Here is a 19,482-nt window from a genome sequence, read left to right as displayed (position 1 = left end):
CTTCAAACAGTAGGATTTTCTTAACGTTCTTGTTGCTTATTTTCTTAACGCCTCCGTTTCCTATGTCACATTTCCATAGTTATCATTGGTGGAAATTTCAACCTTTTATTATTATTTTTTCATTGATGTGATTTAAATAAAAGAGGCAAGATTCGAAAAGACTTTTACAAGATCATTTTCATGATCTGTTATGGAGTCGAACCAATATTATACCGAAGTAAGCCTTCTCTACGGCACTCTTTTATAGCATCAGGGTAAAAGCGGCTGAATCTTTTCTATACCATCTACTCTGCCATTTGAGCTACATTCCGTTTACAACAGGAATGGCAGGAATTGAACCTGCATCTGACGGGGGACTCGAAGTATGATTCCAAAACGACACCTGATTTTAATTTTTCCATTGGGTTTTTCTGTATTTCTTCCAGTTTCGCTGGAACTTTGTATACCTTGCATTCACCACTTCAAAACCATGTGGAAAACAATATGAACAACCCATATCATTTCCGTACATCAATCTTGAGATCTGTACGCCTGAAACTTTCTTTGGAAAGTCAATTAATCCATATTCATTAAATCCGAATTTCTGTCTTAACGTTTTAGCTTTTTTCATAAGTATTGAGTATTAACCTCAATACACTGCTTCTTTTAGATCTAGTTTATAATTATTCATAGTTATTAGTTTTCTTTCTACAAAATTATATTCTTACTGCGAATTCTACTTACGCAGTTTTTTTATTAAAAACCAAGCAATGAATGATAAGAGTAGTTGATGTTCAATTGGAAGTTGACGATGAAACTCTTATTAACGGCATTGGTTAGCTACCGGGCAATCTGGTGAAAGACTCTGTCAGTTTGGAATCGAAGGAGGTCTTTCTAACGGCACCAGTATTATTAACACTGCAAAATTATATTGTGAGTACGCAATCTATTTACGTAGTTGATTTTTATTGAGAAAATAATGATGAAATAATTTCAAAAAGTTTAAAAACCCCTAAAATCGGAAGTAAAATAATGAATCCGATCAATAAAAAGATTCCTATTTTACTTAAAAAATCTGTTTTGTTTTCTGAATAACTCCCTTTCTCTCTTGTTTTGACTTTGAAAACAGGAATCTGTTTTGTGATTTTAAGACTATGTTGTTCAAGTTCAGTGATTACTTTCAATGCATATTCATCAAGCAGTTTTTTATCTCCTCTGAAAACAATATCTTTTAAAATGGCATTTCCTGAATTGCTTAAAGACTTTCTGTAAATCTCTACTGCATTTTCCATTTTATTATTCTCTGGTTTAGAAAGAATCCAAAATTTACCTGCTTCATCAAGAAATCCTGCTTCAAAATAAATCTGTCCTAATCTTCTTCTTAGGGAAAGGTCATTAGGAAACTGATTAATCATATTTCTTAATCTGTCGCATGCTTTTTTCTTTCTGCCATCTTTAAGATCCTGCTTAATTTTATGCATTAAATTTCCCATACTTTTATTTTTCATGTAAATATTTGTTCGTTTTGCCTTGAAGCAAAAGAACCAAAAGTTCAATACCTGGAAACTTTGGCTAAAAATAACCAACACTCTCTAAAAATTCTAAAACTTGCGCGAATGTAATGTAACTTCTTCGTTTCAATTTCTGTGTCGCGCTTCAAACAATAGAATTTTCTTAACGTTCGCATAGCTTATTTTCTTAACGCCTCCGTTTCCTATGTCGCATTTCCATAGGTTTTATTTTTAAAAGCAGTGCCTGTTACAGCACTACTTTCTGAATCATTTTTACTGCAGACTTTTTGTCTTCCAACGCGTTCAGTACATCGAAAATTTTGTCTGACCAACCTGCAATAAGATGTACATCATCCTTCCTGATATCAAGCGGCTGTGTACCATAACCTGCAAGGTCAAAAATATACAGCTTTGCATGAGGCGCGATGGCTTTGTACTTTTTCCACACGTCTTCGAAAGAGTTTCTGTTTCCTGTGCTATCCCACATCTGGGTATCAGTGAAAAGCATTACTTTATCCACCTGCTCTTTTCTTTTGATTAGGTCTTCCATCACCAGATAACCGTTGGTGGAATATCCTACTTCACCTTCACGTTTGTAGAAGGCATCTACATTCCTTAAAATACCATTTTTCGGCATTGGAACTCTTAGCCAACGGTCACCGAAGATACCCGTTACCACGTTTTTACACTGTGACTGGAGGATCATAGACATCAGCAAACCGATATCATACAGCAAAATTTTACTTTTGCTGGAAACTGCTTTCTGCATAGAACCTGACACGTCGGCAGCGATCACCACTGATGTCTCAAAACCAAAACCTTTGATGTTTCTGGCACTTACCAAAACAGCATTTTCCAGAGCTTCCAGTACGGAGGACAGATAAGGAGAATCAAAGTTTTTTAATTCTCTGTAAGCCGCCAGGAATCGGAATGGGAGCTGTTTTGAATTGGTTACGGCTCTTTCATCGGAAAGGTATCTGCACACTTTGTTCATCGCATCAGACGATACATTAGCTTCCAGAATATTCCTCAGGTTTCTCATGGTTGCCATATAGCCCAGTTTGTTGCTGAAAATTAATTCTTCCCATTTATTTTTGAAAGTCAGTTTTCTTTCTGCATCATTTGCAAATTTTGTCTGACCCAAAACTGAAAGCTCCACTTCCCACGTATAAGGAGTTTGCAGTGTATTGTTAGCAATTTTATTGAAAACTGCCTGCTGATTTTCATCTTTAGCTTTCGGGTGAACCAGAAATAATGCATCTTTCAGGGTTACTTCTGCTTTTCTGTTATATTTTGCGAACTGGTATTCATCAAACTTATTGAATGATTTTACCAGACCTTTCTGAATCTGTTTGGACAGTTTATTCAGTTTCTTGGTATCTGTTCTTTTATTGGCAAACTGATAGTAAGCCAGCAATTCTGTAATTTCATCTGCTCTCTGAATGACTCCGTCTACTGTTTTGCTTACAAGGTCTGTACCTGAAGTCTGCTTTGCCAATTCAGTTGTCAAAACCAATGGGATAGATCTCAGATACATATCTTTTCTTGCATATACGGCCAGCTTCGCCACAAATTCGGGATCATTTTTTTTGATCAGAGACTGGATTCTTCCTAATCTGTCATTTCCTTTTTCGTAGTTGGCATCTGACAGTCCTGTTGTAACAACAGCACTATACAGTTCTTCTGCAGGTGTCATGGCATATGCTTTTGTACCTTCGTAGTTCTGTACTACTTTATTTTCTTTTTTTAAAAAATTAAATTTCATGGTTACTGTTTTTATTGTTAAACATGGGAAGGATTGATACTTCCTTTCTGATTTCTGATGCAAAGTAAAAACAGTATTACGCAATCTTTTTGCGCAGAAAATTTTTCTTTGATTTTTTTATTTTTAATCTGATTCTCGCAGATTTTAAGTTTTGGTTAAAGCCGACTGAAAGGTGCTATATTTGAAAGGCGGGCTAAGACCAACTCTATTGTGTACTATATTGAAATTATTATAACACAGAATACACAGATGCTGTAGGAATAAAATTGAATTCTTCATTCATCATTTATAATTCATCATTATAAAATCCTTCTATCATTCATTTTAATTAAAGAAATCGTCTATGCGGAATTTTCAGATAAGAGTTTTCTAGCTTTGTTTTATTAAAATTAAGCTATGATTAAAGGAATATACGAGACTCATATTCAGGTGAGCAATCTGGAAAATGCAATACAGTTTTACACGGAAGTATTAGGATTAAAACTGGCTCACAAAGATGAAACCAGACCTATTGCTTTTCTATGGGCGGGAGAAGGAAAACAATTTATGTTGGGGCTTTGGGAGCAAAAGGAGAATCTTCAGACCAGACATTTTGCTTTTTCCAGCAGTAAAGAAGATATTTTGAATTATTCTGTAGAATTTCTTGAAAAAAAGGATTTAAAACCTTACAATTTTCTAAAAAACGGAACTGTAGAGCCTATGGTATTTGCATGGATGCCTGCATTGGCTATTTATTTTAATGATCCAGATGGAAATCAGCTTGAATTTATTTCTATTCTGGAGGGTGAAGGCAGACCGGAACTGGGAGTACTGAGCTATGAGGAATGGATGAAGCAGACTGGTAATTAATAAGACACTACTACAACACAGTGGCGCAAGATGTTGCGCCTTTGTGCTGCTCAACAAAATGATAAGATGAGCATCAGCAGTATTTAAACATTAACCAGTTTTTTCACTGCCAATACATGTTTACAGGGACCTCTTTCCCCCTGATATTTACTGAACCACTCACAGGTACAGCGTTCTTTTTCTTCCTGAATGATTACTGTATGATGTACACCGGTTCCTCTTACTCTGGCTTCTGTTCTTTCTTTATTATTATTCAAGATTTCTACTTTTCCGTCTTCAATTAATTTTTCCGCATTTTTTATGCGGGGATTAAGCCCGATAATCCGGCTTAATTTAAATGGAAGTCTACGATAGAAAAATTCTCTGTCATTAAGATCATAACCAAGCAATCCCATTGCAGCAAGCCTGCCTGTACTATTTTTAACATTGTCAAAACGGATGTTCTCTTCCAAGGCAAGTCTGCCAGGATTAAAAGACTGATTGGCATAGGCATATTTATCCAGCGCATCAATCCACTCATCAGGAACATCTGAAATCAGGCTATCCAACACCGCACCTTCACCTGAAAAACCTCTCCAGCATTCTCTCGATAAAGAAAAACTTAACCGGATATTTCCCATATTGAGTTGCCATGTTGTAGACTGCATATTAGCATGTGCAAAAACCTGCAAACCATCAATATAAGGAAGAAGAGGTTCTAATAGGCGTAGTCTGTGAAGTCCTCCTATACAAACATAATCTGCAGATTTTACCGGAGAAAAAACTGGTTTATTTCCTCTCACAATTAAATAATAATCTGATTTCACCACTCCTTTGGGCATTCCTCTGAACAATTGCTGTGTCTGAATCTTATTGAATGTATGACGCTTTTCGGATTCTGATAAATACACCTGAACAGTTCCCAGTCCTTTGATCCATTTAGCAGGCAATGGTACTTTCCTTTCTATTATTTTGCTTTCCCCCTTGTATAATCCTACTTCTTTTTGCCCTACAGAAAGCATAATTTCTTCATTCGGAAGTATACTTCCCAGCGCTGTTATCATAGGTTGATTGAAATCCACATTCGTTGTTCCATTTTCAAGAAACTCTCCATCCAATCCCTCAGGAAGTACATCTATTCTTGCATACACTCCTGCACAATGAGAAAAACCTTCAAACCTTAATCTTTCATTTCCTGCTGTCACTATAGGATCTTTAAGAAGTGCCATCTGAAAAGGTGACAGGTTAAAACTGGATTTCACGATGTTTGAAAGTGTGATCAGACATCGGGCCAAAATAAAAGGCTGCCTTACATTTCCCCAGAAAAAACAGGGAATATCAGTATTTTTATCAATCTCACTGTATTTGGCAAGAAATAACTCTTCAAGTGTACCTCTCCTGACTAAAGAGGATACTCCTGAATAGCTGTAAATAAGCGTATCTTCCATGTTCTATTTTTTCAGAAGAAGATTACATATTTTTTTAAGGCTCGAGTTTTCCTTCCAACTGTTTAATTTTTCAACGACTTCCTGATGTACTGAGGAATGGTTCAAAGCCAATACTTCATGGTAGATCTCCAGAATTCTTTTCAGATTGGTAACTGGCTTCTCCATTTGAAGTAAAACACTGAAAATCAATTCTTCAAGAGCTATATTGTGATTTTTACTTATATTAAGCATGTGGTGCTGTATAAGATCGGTCAATCTTTTCACTGGTGCCCATTCTAATTTTTCGTGCAGACCAATCACTCTTCCAAGTCTTGCATTATCCATCATCTGACCAGAAACATGTTCAAGCCAGATCTCAGCAGCTGTTCCACGAATGGTTTTATCACTATCCAGGAAAATAGTCCCAAGAAACAGATATCCAATTTCATCCAGAGGTTTTTTGATCTGATACAGCGTATTGGCAGTATTCAGAACAAGGCTTCTTTCAAAAACTTCTGCAATTCCTGAATAGAAAAGACAGTACTTAATTACCTTCGCCAGGGCATTTGCAGGTGTATTGGGGAAGCAAAGCATCAGCGCAGGAATTTCATTAAGTTCTTTCTGCTCAGCAACAAAATATTCCATGAATAAAGGTTCTTTTCTTTTTTCAAGATGGTATTTTGGAATCGTAATATTCAGCTCTACCGGATAGTATGAGTTTTTCTTATTGTCAATGGTTTTCCATTGATAATCTCCCGAAAAGAATTCTGCAGGAATATTATCATATCCGAAATTTTTAAATTCCTCAAAAGCCGTTTCCGGTGAGCGGGTAATTCCAGCGGTCATCCACCATGAAGGATGTATAAACTTACCTTCCGGCTTTGCATTTTCTCCAAAGAAGAAAAGTAGTAAGTCTTTATATTCACCTTTTAATCTTTTCTCTGTTTCTTCAATAGCTTTAGAAGTATCGTCTAAAGCACAACGTTGAAGGGCCAGCTGAATATCCAGATGATGAGGCTCTGCATTGTTATTCTGGTAATTCTCCAATCTCTCAACCAGCGTTACGGGAGAAATCCAGCATGGCGCATGGGTGATAGGAAACAACAAAGGAAGTTTATCACCGGATTCTATTTTTTCAACAGCATAGATGGCGATTTCCTTAAATGCCTGTCTTGCCGGGCAATCTGCCCCTACATCTTCTATAGGTCCCAATTTTTTCTGATAATTGGAGTAAGACTCTCTCGTAGCTTCCTCTTCTTTGGTTTTCTGGTATATTTTTTCCAGATTCTTTAACTGAATCGGATATTTTTCCATTAAAGCCAGCCCATAATTGATGATTGCATTGCACAATAAAACGTTCAGATAAGGAACTTCCCATTTTGCAATGGTTTTACAGGCTTTCAAAAACACAGGTTCCATCAATTTTACAGATTCTTCATCTACATCTCCTGCAAATCTGATAAATCCAGTCAAAGCAATATCACAATGGTAGCTATAAGGATTGTCCATTGCTAAAGGCAGATAGAACATGAGATCTTCAAAGTTCTGAAGTACCTGCACTGCATTTTCATCTGAAGTCAGCAATAGTTTTTCTGATGCTATCGCCTCAAGTTCCGGCTGTTTTTCTTCAATGTACTTTACCAAAAGAGGACGTACATTGGTTAATATATTATCTGAATAATGAGAAAGCGCCACCATCATATTTTCTGAAGCCGGAATGTATTTAAGGATGATCTTCGCTGCTTTTGATTGTATTCCATCATCTTTACTGACAAATGCTGTACTTAAAGCCATCCCAAGCATATCCGGATCCATTTTCTTTCTCTGGAATATTTTTTCAGTAAGGCCTAGACTGGAAACCACTACTGTTTTTACCTCAGAGCTTAATAGATTCGGAAGATAATTTGAAAATTCTTCATTCTTAAATTCTGAAGTTCCCACAATTTTTTTCAAGTGAGATAATATTGTATTCACGGCTTTTGACTGTGAAGAAACAAGCCCTGCCAGTAGTTCATCCTGTAGATCAGATAATTCTTCTTCCGTTGGTTTTAATGAGGTAAACGCATCCATAAACCAACCCGTGACATTTTTATTAAAATTCCTGTTGGCAGCCAAAAGGCATTCTTTCAGAAATCTTTTTCTTTCAATTTTCTTATCTGCAATCAGTTTTTGAACAATAGGAAACCATTCTTTACGGAAAGGTAAAGATTTGGAAGGAAATTCACACAAATACCAAAAATGAGTATTGAGTGTTTCAGGGTGGCGGTCAAGATCTGCGGGATAATTGCTCAGATGATGTCCCAGCAATTCTGGTTTGGGCTGTACATATCCTTTCTCCGTCCATCCTAAAATATCTTTATAATTAAATGCTGTAAATTCAGCTTCAACAGATTCATTGATAAAGTCTGAAAACCAATCCGGGCATCCCCATTCAAGTATCTGATCAGTCTGTTCTACATTACGGAAAAGACTCCAATAGTTTTTACCAAAATTCTTTTTATCCATACAGACAAATGAAGCAATATCTATGATGGAATGCTGATTCACAGATCCTGCCGTATGGTAGGAGTTTTTAGTCATTACAATTTTACTGATCTCGCGGTCCATTTTCTTTATAGAAGGTACCAGTGTTTTCCTTTCTTCAATACTAAGCTCTTTTAGAAAGGGAATAATCTCATGTATTTTTTCCTCATTAAGGATCTCATAAAGTCTTTCTTTCATGGTGCTTTAATTTGATGTATAAATTTGTTTCAGGTTATTCATTTTTTCCATTCTTTAGGTTGTCTGACAAGATTTTTTTCATCCCAGACTGATTTTGTTTTAACAGTTCATGATAAAGCCTAAGGAAATTTTCAGCATTCAAAACTGTCTTTTCAACTGTTGAAAGAATGGGCATCAGCAGTTTTCCGGAAGCAGCATTCCAACTGGTAATCACACGGATAAGTTTGGGAATTTTGTAGATAAATCCTTTTATCTGATTCCATTCAAAACTTAACTTTTTACCGATTATTATTCCCCACTTCATTTCTTTAAAATTATTCAAAAACATCCTGTTTATAGGGCTTCAAAAGCCGTACCACAGAGCGTTTCATAGTATTAAACAGTCCCAAAAGCATGAATAAACAAAGCCTCTTCAGGGAAGCGCATTCTGTTTCATCCAAACATTCGGAAACACAATATTTATTTACATAAAAACACTGATATACAACACTTAATAAGTTTTACTATTTTTTTCCTGTAAAAGCAGAGTCTGAAAAACAGGATACCACATATAAAATTCTCATCTGATTATTATCATAAACACCTTGATAAAATTGAATGAAGTATTTAAAAAAAGAAGTATTATCAGGAATATAACGATCAAAGAATTCACTGACAATATCAACAGGTGTCTTGCCATATCCGGAATTCTGTTATTTGTAATCGTTTCCTGTTTTACAATACGTCAACAGTTTAAATTTTTCACCTGAAAACCTTTATCAATAAGCATAAACTCATTCTTATCGGCTAAAATAAAAAAAAATGACTGACAGACAGTAAATTATCCCATAAAAGTGATTTTTTTAACAAATATTAAGTTAATTAAAACAATGGCTATCAAAGCCGTTGATAACATAAAAACAATTCCCTGTTTAAAGATATATTAATAAAAAAGTGGTTAAAAGCGTTATATAATGATATTTACACAACATTTGGTGTCTTAATTCCAGAATTTAAGATACCTTATAACCAATTATGTTAGCTTACTAATACGTTAATTTTTTTTAAAATAATAAAAACAGGATTGTAATTCGCTAAATTTTATATATTTGCAAAATAAAATACTTGACAACTCAAATACTTTTCAATGATAAGCACAGAATTATTATTCTTAATAAACATCAATAAGCTACAGTCTGTAATTGCCAGAAAATTTGATTCTCTGAGCGTTCATGGCCTGGGATTCAATGACTTTGTTATTCTTTATGTGCTCTATTCTTCCCCTGAGAGCAAAATGAGAAGAATAGATCTTGCCGAAAAAATAGGTCTTACCGCATCAGGAGTTACCCGATTATTGAATCCATTGGAGAAAATCGGACTTGTATCCAGAGAAAGCAACGAAAGAGATGCCCGTGTAAGTTATGTGGTCATCACTCCTAACGGTAAAAAAGTATTTGAAGAAGCTAAGCTAAGCGCAGAAAATATTACCAAAGAAATTCTTTCTTCCAAAAAAGGTAAATCTCTACGCATGGTCAATGAGCTTTTATTTGATTTAGGAGGAAATATACAATAATGAAAAGATGAAAAATGCATTAAAAAAACAACTAAGAGAAAGGGCAAAAGACCATACAACAACAATGGGAGTACTTGCTGTTACCAACATTTCAAACGGGAAAAAATACGTTCAGGGTTCTTTAAACCTGGAAGCTCTGGTGAATAAGATGAAATTTCTTTTAAACGGAGGATTATTTACCCATCCACAATTACAGAAAGAATGGACTGAGTTGGGAAATGATTCTTTTACTTTTGAGTTTGTCGTTATTGTTCCGGATCAAAACAATGAATTTATCAACTATCGTAAAGAGGTTCAAAAGGCTGAACAGTCTTATATTTCCGGACTCATTACAGAATTATATTAAAGTGATGTCAAAAAAATATCTATCTCCAACTTTTGAGGCAGGTAAACATCTGTTTACTAAAAATATAAAAGGAGCCATCATTAATCTTAACCTCATCAAATTAAAGAAGGAAGCAAATTATTCAGAATATCCGGATCTGAAACCCAATGAGCAAACAACTGGTTGGGATGCCTATCTTACTTATATCAGGGAAACGGAACCTTATTTAAAGGAAAGCGGTGGAGAAATTTTATTTATTGGAAAGGGAGACCAGTTTCTGATAGGTCCTGAAAGTGAATATTGGGATCTGTGTCTCTTAATCAAACAAAAAAGTGTTAATGATTTTTTCGGTTTCGAAAAAAATGAAGCTTATATGAAAATTATGGGACATAGAATGGCTGCGGTAGAAGATTCCAGACTTTTACCATTGGAAGAAGTATTATTAAATACACAAAGGGATTAAATGAAAACAGTCAAAATGAATGATGTGGAATTATGCTATGAGGTATTTGGCGAAAAAAATTCTGATGTCATTGTATTAATTCCCGGATTAGGAAGTCAGATGATCCGTTGGGATACCACATTCTGTGATCTGTTGGTTGAAAAAGGGTTCAGGGTGATTCGGTTTGATAACAGAGATTCGGGGAGTTCTGTTTTTAATTCAAAAAGGGAAATACCTTCTGATAAAAGGATTGAAGAGATTTTTGCAATGCTCAGTAAAGAAGGGATTTCTTATTCTTTAATGGATATGGCGAATGATGTTATTGGCCTTCTTAATCATTTAAATATTGAAAAAGCTCATATTGCAGGACGTTCCATGGGAGGAATTATTGCACAGCTTTTAGGTTCCTATTATCCTGAAAGAGTTTTATCATTGACGATCATCATGTCTACTTCTATGAATCCTTCCCTTCCCAAGCCTGATCCGGAAGTGATGGCTATGTTGACACGGGTGTCTGCTGATCCTATTCTTCAGAAAGAAGAATATCTGAGAGAAAAGATCCATTTTGCAAAGAAAATATCGGGCTCTGGATATGTTTTTGATTCGAATCAGGAAAAAGCTTTACTTGAAGAGGAACTTATACGCTCCAGAACCAAAAACGGAATCATCCGCCAGCTTTTAGCAATGGGTTCCTTTCAGTATAATCCTGAAGTGTTGAAGAAAATAACTGCTCCGGCTTTAATCATTCATGGAACAGACGATCTGATCTTTCATCCTGATTGCGGAAAAGATATTGCGGATTCTATTCCGGGTGCCAAATGGCTGCTTATTGAAGGAATGGGACATTTTATTCCGAGGGAATTATTTGATACAATCAGTGAAAGTATGGTCAGTATTATCAACAAAAAGCTCCCATATTAAAGGGAGCCTTTTACTATTCATCCTGTAAAGTTTGTATAATATGAATTGTCTTATCTTCATTATTGGCAAAATAAAGTTTCAGTTCTTCATACATAAAGTTCTTAATTTCCGTCTGCACTTTCGGAGTTCCAAGCTTCCATCTGGTTGAACCCAAAAAAGTAAGTTCTCCTTGTACAGAAGCATAAAGCAACAGGTATTTTTTAAGTCTTGCTGTACTTATATTTAATTCTATATTTCTCTTTACGGCTTCCTCTTTCAAAAACATCTTGAATCCTTGTATAATTCCATCCAGTAAAGATCCTCCCAAAATGGTTTCTTTATAATTGGCGTACATCTTGATTTTAGGTGTAAAGATCTGGTAATCTGCAAAGGCAAATGCTACCGAATATGAAAACTCTGTTTTTTTCCGAAAATTCAATGTAAAAAAATAGGAATTATATGGCAATCTCTTTTGCACTTCATCATCTATGATTTCAGCTAAACCAGCTGGGTAATGAAAAATATTAATCTGCTGTTCATCTCCAGATTCATCAATACTTTTTATTTTCATATTTGAATCCAAAAATGAAAACCTTCTGAACAAATTGTTCAAAACGCGGTAACTCAATATCAAGTCCTTAAAAATATCTTTATCAGGAATGAAATCAATTGTCCATCTGCAGGTTTCTTCATTATCAATGTGCTGTATGTTGTCCAAAATCTTAAAGTTCCCTTTTTCGGATTGCAAAACAGGTAAGTTATTAATCTCAATCGTAGAATACTCTGTCAATGCAATAATACCTGCCAATGATAAATAAAACTGTCCCTGTTTGTACTGATCAATAGTTTTTATGACTTCTGTATTAAAAAGCGTTCTTTCAGGACTGATCCATTTCATAACCAATCTATTATCTTTTTTCAGGATGAAAGTGATATCATAGATTTCTGCTTTAATGAAATCTTCAATAAAATAACTTATTAATTCATTATAGCCTAAGTGGTTCAGAAAACCTATATACATTGCAGGCCGCATTCTGATATGCTCCAGCACATTATATTCTTCAATCATATATTAAGAATCTAGATATTTAAATATATGAATTTTTAAAATTTTATAAGGACTTTTGAAGACACCAATGCAGAATCTTTGCAATGTTTTTGGCATCATCTACTCCTCTATGGTGGGTACCTTCTAAAGTCATACCCAATTCACCCAAAGCTCTGTTCATTCCGACACTTTTCCTGATCGTAGGATGAATTTCACCAAATAATGTCTTCACATTGATGTGATCATCACTCATTGGATAATCTGTGTAGAATCTTCTTGCCTGGTTTTGAAGCATATTCAGATCGTAGTTTCCGTAGCTCGCCCAAGTCAGTTCCTCCGAATCATACTCTGCCCTTAGAATATCGAAAGCATCATCCAGCATAATGCCTTCATGATCCAGCATATTTTGGGTAATAGTAGTCAATTCCGTACAGAACGGACTTACTTTTGAATACTGGGGTTTTACTAAAATTCCTTCATTTTTAGAGATCTTACCTGTTTTTGCATTCATGATGCATACCCCGATTTCAATGATCTCACTTTCCTGACCTCTTGGCGGGCGGTTATCCCAACACGTTGCTTCAAGGTCTACTATTAATATATTTTCTGTTGTTTTCACTTGTCTAAAATTTAATTGTTAAAGATTGGAAGAGGATGCAGAAAGAAGAAATTTTTACTATTGTCTCATTTACTTCCAGCCTCCAGCATCTGTCCTCCAGTATTTGAAATTGACTATTTACAGAATCTTACTTAAAATTCTGGCTGTATTATAAGCATCGTCTGCTCCGCTGTGGTGGGTGCCTTCAAAATCCATATTCAAATAATGTAAAGCTCTTTTAAGCCCTATTTGTTTATGCAATTTGAAATGTCTTTTAAATTCATGCATCACATTCATATAATTTTCTGAAAAAGGATTGGTTATCCCGAGCCAGTCACATTGTTCTATGATCTGCTCTCCGTCGAAGTTTCCATATCCTGCCCAGGTAAGTGGTGCGGAATGGTATTGATCTCTGATTAATTCACAGGCTTCTTCGAAATAGATTCCTTTTTCTTCTATCAGTTGCGGCGTAATTCCGGTCAATTGTGTACAGAATCTGTTGATTTCTGACCGTTCTGGAATGACATAGATGCTTTGTTTCTGGGAAATTGCTTTTGATGTTAAGTTTAATTTGCAAATTCCTATTTCTATAATATCGACCTGTTGCCCAATGGGAATTCTGTCGTTTTCCCAACATGTAGCTTCCAGATCGATGATTATCATCTCATTGGTTGTTTTCATGATTTTATTAGAAATTAGAAGCTAGAAGTTAGTTAGGTTTATACTTCTCATATCCTCAAGCTTCATTTTCATCGTTAATTGTTAATTTCTGGGAGCAAATGGAGGCGTCCATTTTTTCCTCTTCATTATTTCCTTGACTTCCTCGTAGGAAACAGGATAAAAATTGTGGCAATCTACCCCAACGTCAAAACTGAGTGCCATCTCATCATCCGGTAGAGTTCCGTGTGAATGGCCGTATAATTGCCAGACCCCGCGGTGTGAACCATTCCAGGTACGCATGGCGTAATGGAAAAGAATGATTTTCTGTTTACCATTACTTTGATCTGCTTCATCAATTCTCACTTCGTGGTAATCTCTGATGGAAGCAAATCGTTTGGGATAAGTGAGAGCCGCTCCTTCATGATTGCCTTTGATCAGGTGGATATTGCCATGTAACCGGTCTAAAACCTCTTTTGTAAAATCCGGTTTGCCTAAACTCATGTCTCCTAAGTGGTAGACTGTATCACCGGGCTCAACTTTCTCGTTCCATCTTTTAATGAGTTCTTCATTCATATGGTCCAGTGATTCAAAAGGTCTTTCTGAAAACTTTATAATATTCTCGTGACCAAAATGATGGTCTGCTGTAAAAAATATATTGGGTTTCATTTTTTTAATTGTTTTTTTAACTACAAATTCCTTCTGTCATTCTGAATGAAACGAAGTGGAATGAAGAATCTCTAGTACTTTAAACAGATTCTTCCTTCTTCAGAATGACACATTCAATGTTTAACTTAGTAGTTTTTGTTTAATAATTATTTTTAATTAATTCTTGCGAAACGCTTTATAAAAAGCAGTTTCTATTTCTTCCTGATCGCTTTCCGTATATCTTCTTGAAAAGTGAATCGGGACAGCTTCTTTTACTTCACATTCAATCATAATTTTTCCTGATGCTGAAGCAAAACTATGATAGTTGATCTTTGCAAATTCCTGATCAGAGTCCTTGTAGAATGTTTCGATATACACCAAATCCGCTCTTCCGAAAACTGTTTTTATTTTGTCATAATTGTCCTCGGCTACTGCATGATCCATGATAACACCTAATTTGTAACCTTCATTAAGGGTTAATAAGTGGAACAGATCTGTTGCTTTGTAAACATTCCCTTCGATTTCAATCTCTTTCTCTGTATCCTTATTTTCAAATGCAGTCTTCAGCTCACCAATCCACTTCCCTTTTTTGAAATCTGAAGCATTTTCACTGAAGCTTACCGTGTCTTTTTCTTTAAACAAATAAGCAATAGAATCTGTTTTGTGATCCAGAATAGCAAAGTCAACGTTGACATATTCATCTTCAAACAGGAAATTCTGAGTGTTCATCAATTCCAGATTCCATTGTGGTGGACGAAGGGTGTAAACATTAATTTCTTCTTTTGAAATAATCTCACGGATTTCATATTCGATGGCTTTTTCATCAATCAAATTCCATGTGTAAGATTTTAATCTTGCTTCAACCTGTAGATGGATATTTTTCGGTCCGCAAATCACTACTTTTTCACCACTTCCGATCTGATGTCTGAAAATTCCATCGAAATTTGAAAAGTGATCAATATGGGTATGACTGATGAATACTGCCGATATGGCCTGTACTTCTTTCACGGTCAGCAAACTTGCTTCACCACAATCACATAAATAATGTTTTCCTGAGTTCGGAACTTTAATTAATATACTGATGTCTTCTTTTAAAAGACTTTTTATTTCTGCCTGTAACATAGTTTTTTTCTTTTTAAAACCATAAACATTTTTCATTCTGAAAGAATCTAAATTTCATTTTTCCGTTTTTGGTTGTTGAGATTCCTAACTGCTTAATGAAAATCAAAGATTTTCTAAAATGGTTTTTACGGCTAAGTTTATACATAAAAAAGTTTCGGTAAAAAATTACCGAAACTATACTTTAAGAGTCATCAACTCTTCTTTTATAAAATCAATGACTAAAGAATTCAACTTTTTGTTGATTCTTTTCTGCTCTTCTTTTTCAATAGTGGCAAAAGCTGCCGGGAAGTCTTTCTGGAAATCCTCTAAAATATCCTGTGAAAAAAGACCTATTACCTTACCTATCATTTTAGGTTCGAATTCGCCAATTTTGCTTATCACATTATTCAATCTGTTGGCTGTAGCATATTTTTGGATTTCCTCCCAGATCTCCTGAGCTTTTTCGCTGAAGTGAATCTGTTTCTGAACAGTTTTACCCTCTTTTTTAACCATTTTGGATTTTTCTACCCATTTTTCATTCTTATTTTTAAGAATAATTCTGGCTCCGTTTCCAAAGTATCTGGTTTTCAAAGTTTTTACAATGGTTCCTTCACACCTATTGTCTTCCAATTCGGGTAATCCCAGCCAAGCAGGAATTTTTGAATTGAAAACATTAGGGAATTTCAAAGCTTCTTCAAGACTTCCCTGAAACAAAATTTTAGCATAGAAAAATCCTGTCTCTTCAAAAATCTGATTGACCACTTCTGTATCCAAATAGGTAATTCCATTCAGTTTAATATCGAAAGCGTAAAATTCGTTGTGAGGGGCATATTCAATACCTTTCTGTACTTTTACAGCATCTTTTACGGGTTCTACTTCTTTATGTTGGTAACCACCACCGAACAATTCACCGTAGATCACTACAGTTTCTACATTCGGGTAAATGGCTTTCACTTTTTGAAACACTTCTATTACATTTTTTCTGTAGCGTTCCAACATCTGATGGGCATTGAAAAATTTCTCATCTTTTTCGATGAAAGCAGTTCTCTTTGCGATTTTAATTTCCTTTCCGTCGGTAAAGAAAGAGAAATTAGCTCCGTGAACTTTTTCCTGTACGATGAAAACCTCATCCCCAAAACCCTGCATTCTGATCTGTTCGATCACACGGGCCTGGTAAGCATTTTCTATAGCGTTATATGTTTTAAAAATCATTTTGTTTAGTTTTTAATCATTTCTGATTCGTTTTGCTGCATCTGGGTAATATGTCTTCGAGCATGGAGTGACAGAAAATAAATATATTCATATACATTAATTTTCCCCAGGTCATTCACTGTCATTGTCGTTTTATACAAGAGTCCTTCGCCATTTTTCATTACTTCAAGATAGTGTACGCATTGAAGATATTGTTGGTTTATTAAGCTTCTTATTTCATCTAAGCTTAATTCTCCTTTCGGCTCCATATGTTCTGGTCTTATCCATTCAAAGGCACCGTGCTCCCCTACTTTGTCAAAATTTTCTTTATTGAAACTGTAGTTTTTTATTTCAGATTCCAGATCAAGATCTAAAGAATTCTTCATTGCTTTTTTGGACCCTTTTTCGATAAGGATGAGCAGATAAAAATTCGTAAGATAAATGTGTTCTAAAATCTGCTGAATCGTCCAGCCTCCGTTTGAAGGCTGATGATTCAACGTTTTTTTATCTTTTTGAAACCATCCGTCTACATTATCAAATGTGAGCTTCAGATGTGCTTTTATATCTTCAATAAATCTTAAAATGTCCATTACAATTCTTTAAAGTTTTGCAGCAGGTTTAGGATATTTTCCTTTCCTACCGGATTCATGGAGTGGCAATAGAATTTCGGAAGGTCCAGATAATGATCCATACAATATTCTACCAGCCATTTGGCGCAGTCGTATCCTGTTTTCTCAACAAATTCCTGAGAATTCTGTTTCAAATAGTGTTCGTCTGCAAGATCATGGTCAAAAGATATCATTTCCGGGAGTCCTTTTTCCAAGATCCTGTTGACAAACTGTTCGTAATTCCGAACAATGTGCCAGTCACTTCTGAGGAAAATATCCTGTTGGGTATAATGATAAGCCTCGATCGGGTATCTTATATCATCCAGAAATAATAATCTTTTTGTTTTTTCCATGAGTTAATTTTTATAGTTTTTAAGCTTCCAGCTTTATTACACCATCATATCAGCACAGTTGGAACTTGCGAAAGCGTAAGGTTTTGCTTTAAACACATATCCCATTCCCAGAATATAACCCATGGCATCTTTTAATGCTAAATTGGATTTAAAATCCGGATCGGTATTAATGTCTGCGTGTACCTCCATTTCCACACCATAAGCATCTAGCACAGAACAGATCGCGTATGCAATTTCAACGGATTTGTTGACTTCATTCAGCATTCGCTCCTTGATACTGATACTCTGTATTTCTCTTTCTTTTCTAATAAAGGTAAACGCTCCTTTTCCCTCACGAATAAACACTACTGCCGTAGCATAGTTGATGGCATCTCCGTATACATGAGAGTCTGATCCCACACATACTTTCAGACGGTGTCCGTTGGCCTGTTCGCGAATGATGGCTTCTTCTACCAGCTGTGTGATAGAGTGCTGGAAAATTTTTCCACTCATATTCTGCCATGTTTGTTGTTGCGTTTCCATTTTTTCTACATGTTTTAAATTTTGTTTTAAATTAATTTCTGAATTGTGAATCGTCAATATTTTTAAATTCATTTGCAAAGCAAAATTCACTATTGACTATTCACTTTGCACTCCGAACCGGACTCGAACCGATACCATCAGTTTTGGAGACTGAGATGCTGCCATTACACTATCAGAGTAAAATTGTTGATTCATTAGGACTCGAACCTAAACTCCAAGAATCAAAATCTTGTGTGCTGCCAATTACACTATGAATCAATTTTATAATTGATAAATGTTGATTGATAATTGATGAAGTGCTCAGCAATCATTGATCATTAATCTCTTATCGTTTATGTTTTTGTACGGGAAGAGGGACTCGAACCCTCAAAAGCTTGATCCTAAATCAAGAGTGTCTGCCATTCCACCATTCCCGCAGGTTTTTTACAAGTAATGAGTAATTGGTAATGAGTAGTATTTTCTATTTTCATTATTACTCACTGTTCTTCAATTACTTATATTCTGTACCTCTCCCCAGATTCGAACTGGGACTTTACGGGGTTTAAAGCCGTTTTCTCTGCCAATTGGAATAGAGAGGCGTATCTTATTAGTAATGAGTAATCGGTAATTCTTAATGAAAATCCATGGGTATTTACTTATTGCTCATTACTTATTACTCATAGTATATCTAGGTTTGAGAAAGCTCTGTCTGATAATAAACTATGCCTGTTAGTGTTTGTAAAGATCTTCTGCGCTTGACAAACCTTTCTCATTTCCTAATGTATTTTGTTTAAAAAAGTAAAAGGCTGTCTGTTTTTATTGACTAAAGATCTTCTGCTCTCGACAGTCCTTTTTCTCTTTTCTTCATTTTTTTGCGTGAATGGTAACTGGCCAATTTTTTCAATAAAATCTGAACTTTCATGGTATTAAATCAATTCAATATTGACCAGCTATTCACATCCAGTACTCTATAAGGGAATCGAACCCTTGTTTTCTGCTCGAAAGGCAGGCGTCCTCACCGTTAGACGAATAGAGCGTTAATCCACAAACCAGGAATCGAACCTGGACAACAAGAGTACATTTCCTGCATGCTGCCATTACATTATTTGTGGTTGGTGGAAGTAGTAGGATTCGAACCTACTCAGCAATGAAGCAACAGATTTACAGTCTGCCCCGACTCTCCAACTTCGGCGTACTTCCGGATTTTTTTGAGCAATTAATCATATTCATAAGTAATTCCTCATTTTACCATTAAAAAGAAAAGGTCTGTCTTTATATTGAATGTTTGGTTAAAGATCTTCTGCGCTCGACAGCCTTTTTCTTTTAT

20 protein-coding genes and 6 tRNA genes are annotated in these 19,482 nt (G+C 35.4%); 5 read left to right on the top strand and 21 right to left on the bottom strand.

What is annotated here, in order from left to right; translation table 11 throughout:
- Positions 1-388: 388 nt before the first annotated feature.
- The 3 genes from PZ898_RS19720 to PZ898_RS19710 all read right to left on the bottom strand — a co-directional run bounded on the left by PZ898_RS19720 (position 389) and on the right by PZ898_RS19710 (position 3,255).
- Positions 389-610 carry a hypothetical protein gene (locus PZ898_RS19720; protein ID WP_062675530.1) on the bottom strand — a complete coding sequence of 74 codons (222 nt, stop codon included), beginning with the start codon at positions 608-610 and terminating at the stop codon, positions 389-391.
- 334 nt (positions 611-944) lie between these two features.
- Entirely contained in the window at positions 945-1,487 is a 543-nt protein-coding gene (locus PZ898_RS19715; RefSeq protein ID WP_062675531.1) for a DUF6584 family protein, read from the bottom strand.
- Positions 1,488-1,737: 250 nt separating this feature from the next.
- A complete protein-coding gene (locus tag PZ898_RS19710; RefSeq protein ID WP_277694019.1) occupies positions 1,738-3,255 on the bottom strand; it encodes a TROVE domain-containing protein in 1,518 nt (505 codons plus the stop codon).
- 396 nt (positions 3,256-3,651) lie between these two features.
- Here PZ898_RS19710 and PZ898_RS19705 point away from each other — a divergent pair, with 396 nt between their 5' ends.
- On the top strand, positions 3,652-4,104 hold the full coding sequence (locus PZ898_RS19705; RefSeq protein ID WP_202843579.1) for a VOC family protein: 453 nt from the start codon (positions 3,652-3,654) through the stop codon (positions 4,102-4,104).
- 83 nt (positions 4,105-4,187) lie between these two features.
- Here the strand turns inward: PZ898_RS19705 and PZ898_RS19700 are convergent, their stop codons facing one another.
- From PZ898_RS19700 to PZ898_RS19690, 3 genes are read right to left on the bottom strand one after another with little or no spacing between them, the layout of a single operon-like run.
- Entirely contained in the window at positions 4,188-5,531 is a 1,344-nt protein-coding gene (locus tag PZ898_RS19700) for an SWIM zinc finger family protein (RefSeq protein ID WP_277694018.1), read from the bottom strand.
- A 3-nt stretch (positions 5,532-5,534) separates the two neighbouring features.
- Positions 5,535-8,231 (bottom strand): DUF6493 family protein, encoded by a 2,697-nt coding sequence (locus PZ898_RS19695; protein ID WP_277694017.1) that lies wholly within the window; start codon positions 8,229-8,231, stop codon positions 5,535-5,537.
- 34 nt (positions 8,232-8,265) lie between these two features.
- Positions 8,266-8,553: a hypothetical protein gene (locus tag PZ898_RS19690; RefSeq protein WP_131797541.1), complete on the bottom strand. Its 288-nt coding sequence runs from the start codon at positions 8,551-8,553 to the stop codon at positions 8,266-8,268.
- Positions 8,554-9,357: 804 nt separating this feature from the next.
- Between PZ898_RS19690 and PZ898_RS19685 the strand changes: the two genes are divergently transcribed.
- From PZ898_RS19685 to PZ898_RS19670, 4 genes are read left to right on the top strand one after another with little or no spacing between them, the layout of a single operon-like run.
- Entirely contained in the window at positions 9,358-9,783 is a 426-nt protein-coding gene (locus tag PZ898_RS19685) for a MarR family transcriptional regulator (RefSeq protein WP_277694016.1), read from the top strand.
- 7 nt (positions 9,784-9,790) lie between these two features.
- Positions 9,791-10,129, top strand: a complete 339-nt coding sequence (locus tag PZ898_RS19680; RefSeq protein WP_277694015.1) for a GIY-YIG nuclease family protein — start codon at positions 9,791-9,793, stop codon at positions 10,127-10,129.
- A gap of 4 nt (positions 10,130-10,133) precedes the next feature.
- On the top strand, positions 10,134-10,571 hold the full coding sequence (locus PZ898_RS19675; RefSeq protein WP_277694014.1) for a DUF1330 domain-containing protein: 438 nt from the start codon (positions 10,134-10,136) through the stop codon (positions 10,569-10,571).
- Positions 10,572-11,471, top strand: a complete 900-nt coding sequence (locus PZ898_RS19670) for an alpha/beta hydrolase (RefSeq protein WP_277694013.1) — start codon at positions 10,572-10,574, stop codon at positions 11,469-11,471.
- A 13-nt stretch (positions 11,472-11,484) separates the two neighbouring features.
- Here PZ898_RS19670 and PZ898_RS19665 read toward each other — a convergent pair whose 3' ends face one another.
- The 15 genes from PZ898_RS19665 to PZ898_RS19595 all read right to left on the bottom strand — a co-directional run bounded on the left by PZ898_RS19665 (position 11,485) and on the right by PZ898_RS19595 (position 19,355).
- The gene (locus tag PZ898_RS19665; protein WP_277694012.1) at positions 11,485-12,519 is read right to left on the bottom strand and encodes a hypothetical protein; all 1,035 of its coding nucleotides are present in this window, start codon (positions 12,517-12,519) and stop codon (positions 11,485-11,487) included.
- 43 nt (positions 12,520-12,562) lie between these two features.
- The gene (locus PZ898_RS19660) at positions 12,563-13,117 is read right to left on the bottom strand and encodes a 3'-5' exonuclease (RefSeq protein WP_277694011.1); all 555 of its coding nucleotides are present in this window, start codon (positions 13,115-13,117) and stop codon (positions 12,563-12,565) included.
- A gap of 117 nt (positions 13,118-13,234) precedes the next feature.
- Positions 13,235-13,777, bottom strand: coding sequence for a 3'-5' exonuclease (locus PZ898_RS19655; protein ID WP_120233404.1), 543 nt, complete (start codon positions 13,775-13,777; stop codon positions 13,235-13,237).
- An 81-nt stretch (positions 13,778-13,858) separates the two neighbouring features.
- Positions 13,859-14,422, bottom strand: a complete 564-nt coding sequence (locus tag PZ898_RS19650; protein WP_277694010.1) for a metallophosphoesterase family protein — start codon at positions 14,420-14,422, stop codon at positions 13,859-13,861.
- A 156-nt stretch (positions 14,423-14,578) separates the two neighbouring features.
- Entirely contained in the window at positions 14,579-15,523 is a 945-nt protein-coding gene (locus PZ898_RS19645; RefSeq protein WP_277694009.1) for a peptidase, read from the bottom strand.
- A 174-nt stretch (positions 15,524-15,697) separates the two neighbouring features.
- On the bottom strand, positions 15,698-16,714 hold the full coding sequence (locus tag PZ898_RS19640) for an RNA ligase, Rnl2 family (RefSeq protein WP_123278937.1): 1,017 nt from the start codon (positions 16,712-16,714) through the stop codon (positions 15,698-15,700).
- 5 nt (positions 16,715-16,719) lie between these two features.
- Entirely contained in the window at positions 16,720-17,283 is a 564-nt protein-coding gene (locus PZ898_RS19635) for a DinB family protein (protein ID WP_123278938.1), read from the bottom strand.
- A complete protein-coding gene (locus PZ898_RS19630; RefSeq protein WP_120233401.1) occupies positions 17,283-17,654 on the bottom strand; it encodes a cyclic-phosphate processing receiver domain-containing protein in 372 nt (123 codons plus the stop codon). The genes PZ898_RS19635 and PZ898_RS19630 overlap by 1 nt, the downstream gene beginning before the upstream one ends.
- A 36-nt stretch (positions 17,655-17,690) precedes the next feature.
- Positions 17,691-18,176 (bottom strand): ribonuclease H-like YkuK family protein, encoded by a 486-nt coding sequence (locus tag PZ898_RS19625; protein ID WP_277694008.1) that lies wholly within the window; start codon positions 18,174-18,176, stop codon positions 17,691-17,693.
- Between the two features lie 108 nt (positions 18,177-18,284).
- Positions 18,285-18,355 (bottom strand) — tRNA-Trp (locus PZ898_RS19620).
- 7 nt (positions 18,356-18,362) lie between these two features.
- Positions 18,363-18,434, bottom strand: a tRNA-Gln gene (locus PZ898_RS19615).
- An 85-nt stretch (positions 18,435-18,519) separates the two neighbouring features.
- Positions 18,520-18,592 (bottom strand) — tRNA-Leu (locus PZ898_RS19610).
- A gap of 88 nt (positions 18,593-18,680) precedes the next feature.
- Positions 18,681-18,754 (bottom strand) — tRNA-Leu (locus PZ898_RS19605).
- 365 nt (positions 18,755-19,119) lie between these two features.
- Positions 19,120-19,191 (bottom strand) — tRNA-Glu (locus PZ898_RS19600).
- A 77-nt stretch (positions 19,192-19,268) separates the two neighbouring features.
- Positions 19,269-19,355: transfer RNA gene (locus PZ898_RS19595), tRNA-Tyr, on the bottom strand.
- Positions 19,356-19,482 lie beyond the last annotated feature (127 nt).

The sequence above is a fragment of the Chryseobacterium sp. WX genome (assembly GCF_029542485.1).
GTDB classification, from domain to species: domain Bacteria; phylum Bacteroidota; class Bacteroidia; order Flavobacteriales; family Weeksellaceae; genus Chryseobacterium; species Chryseobacterium cucumeris.
Note: the sequence above shows the minus strand (reverse complement) of the source record. Positions and strands in the feature narration are given on the sequence as shown.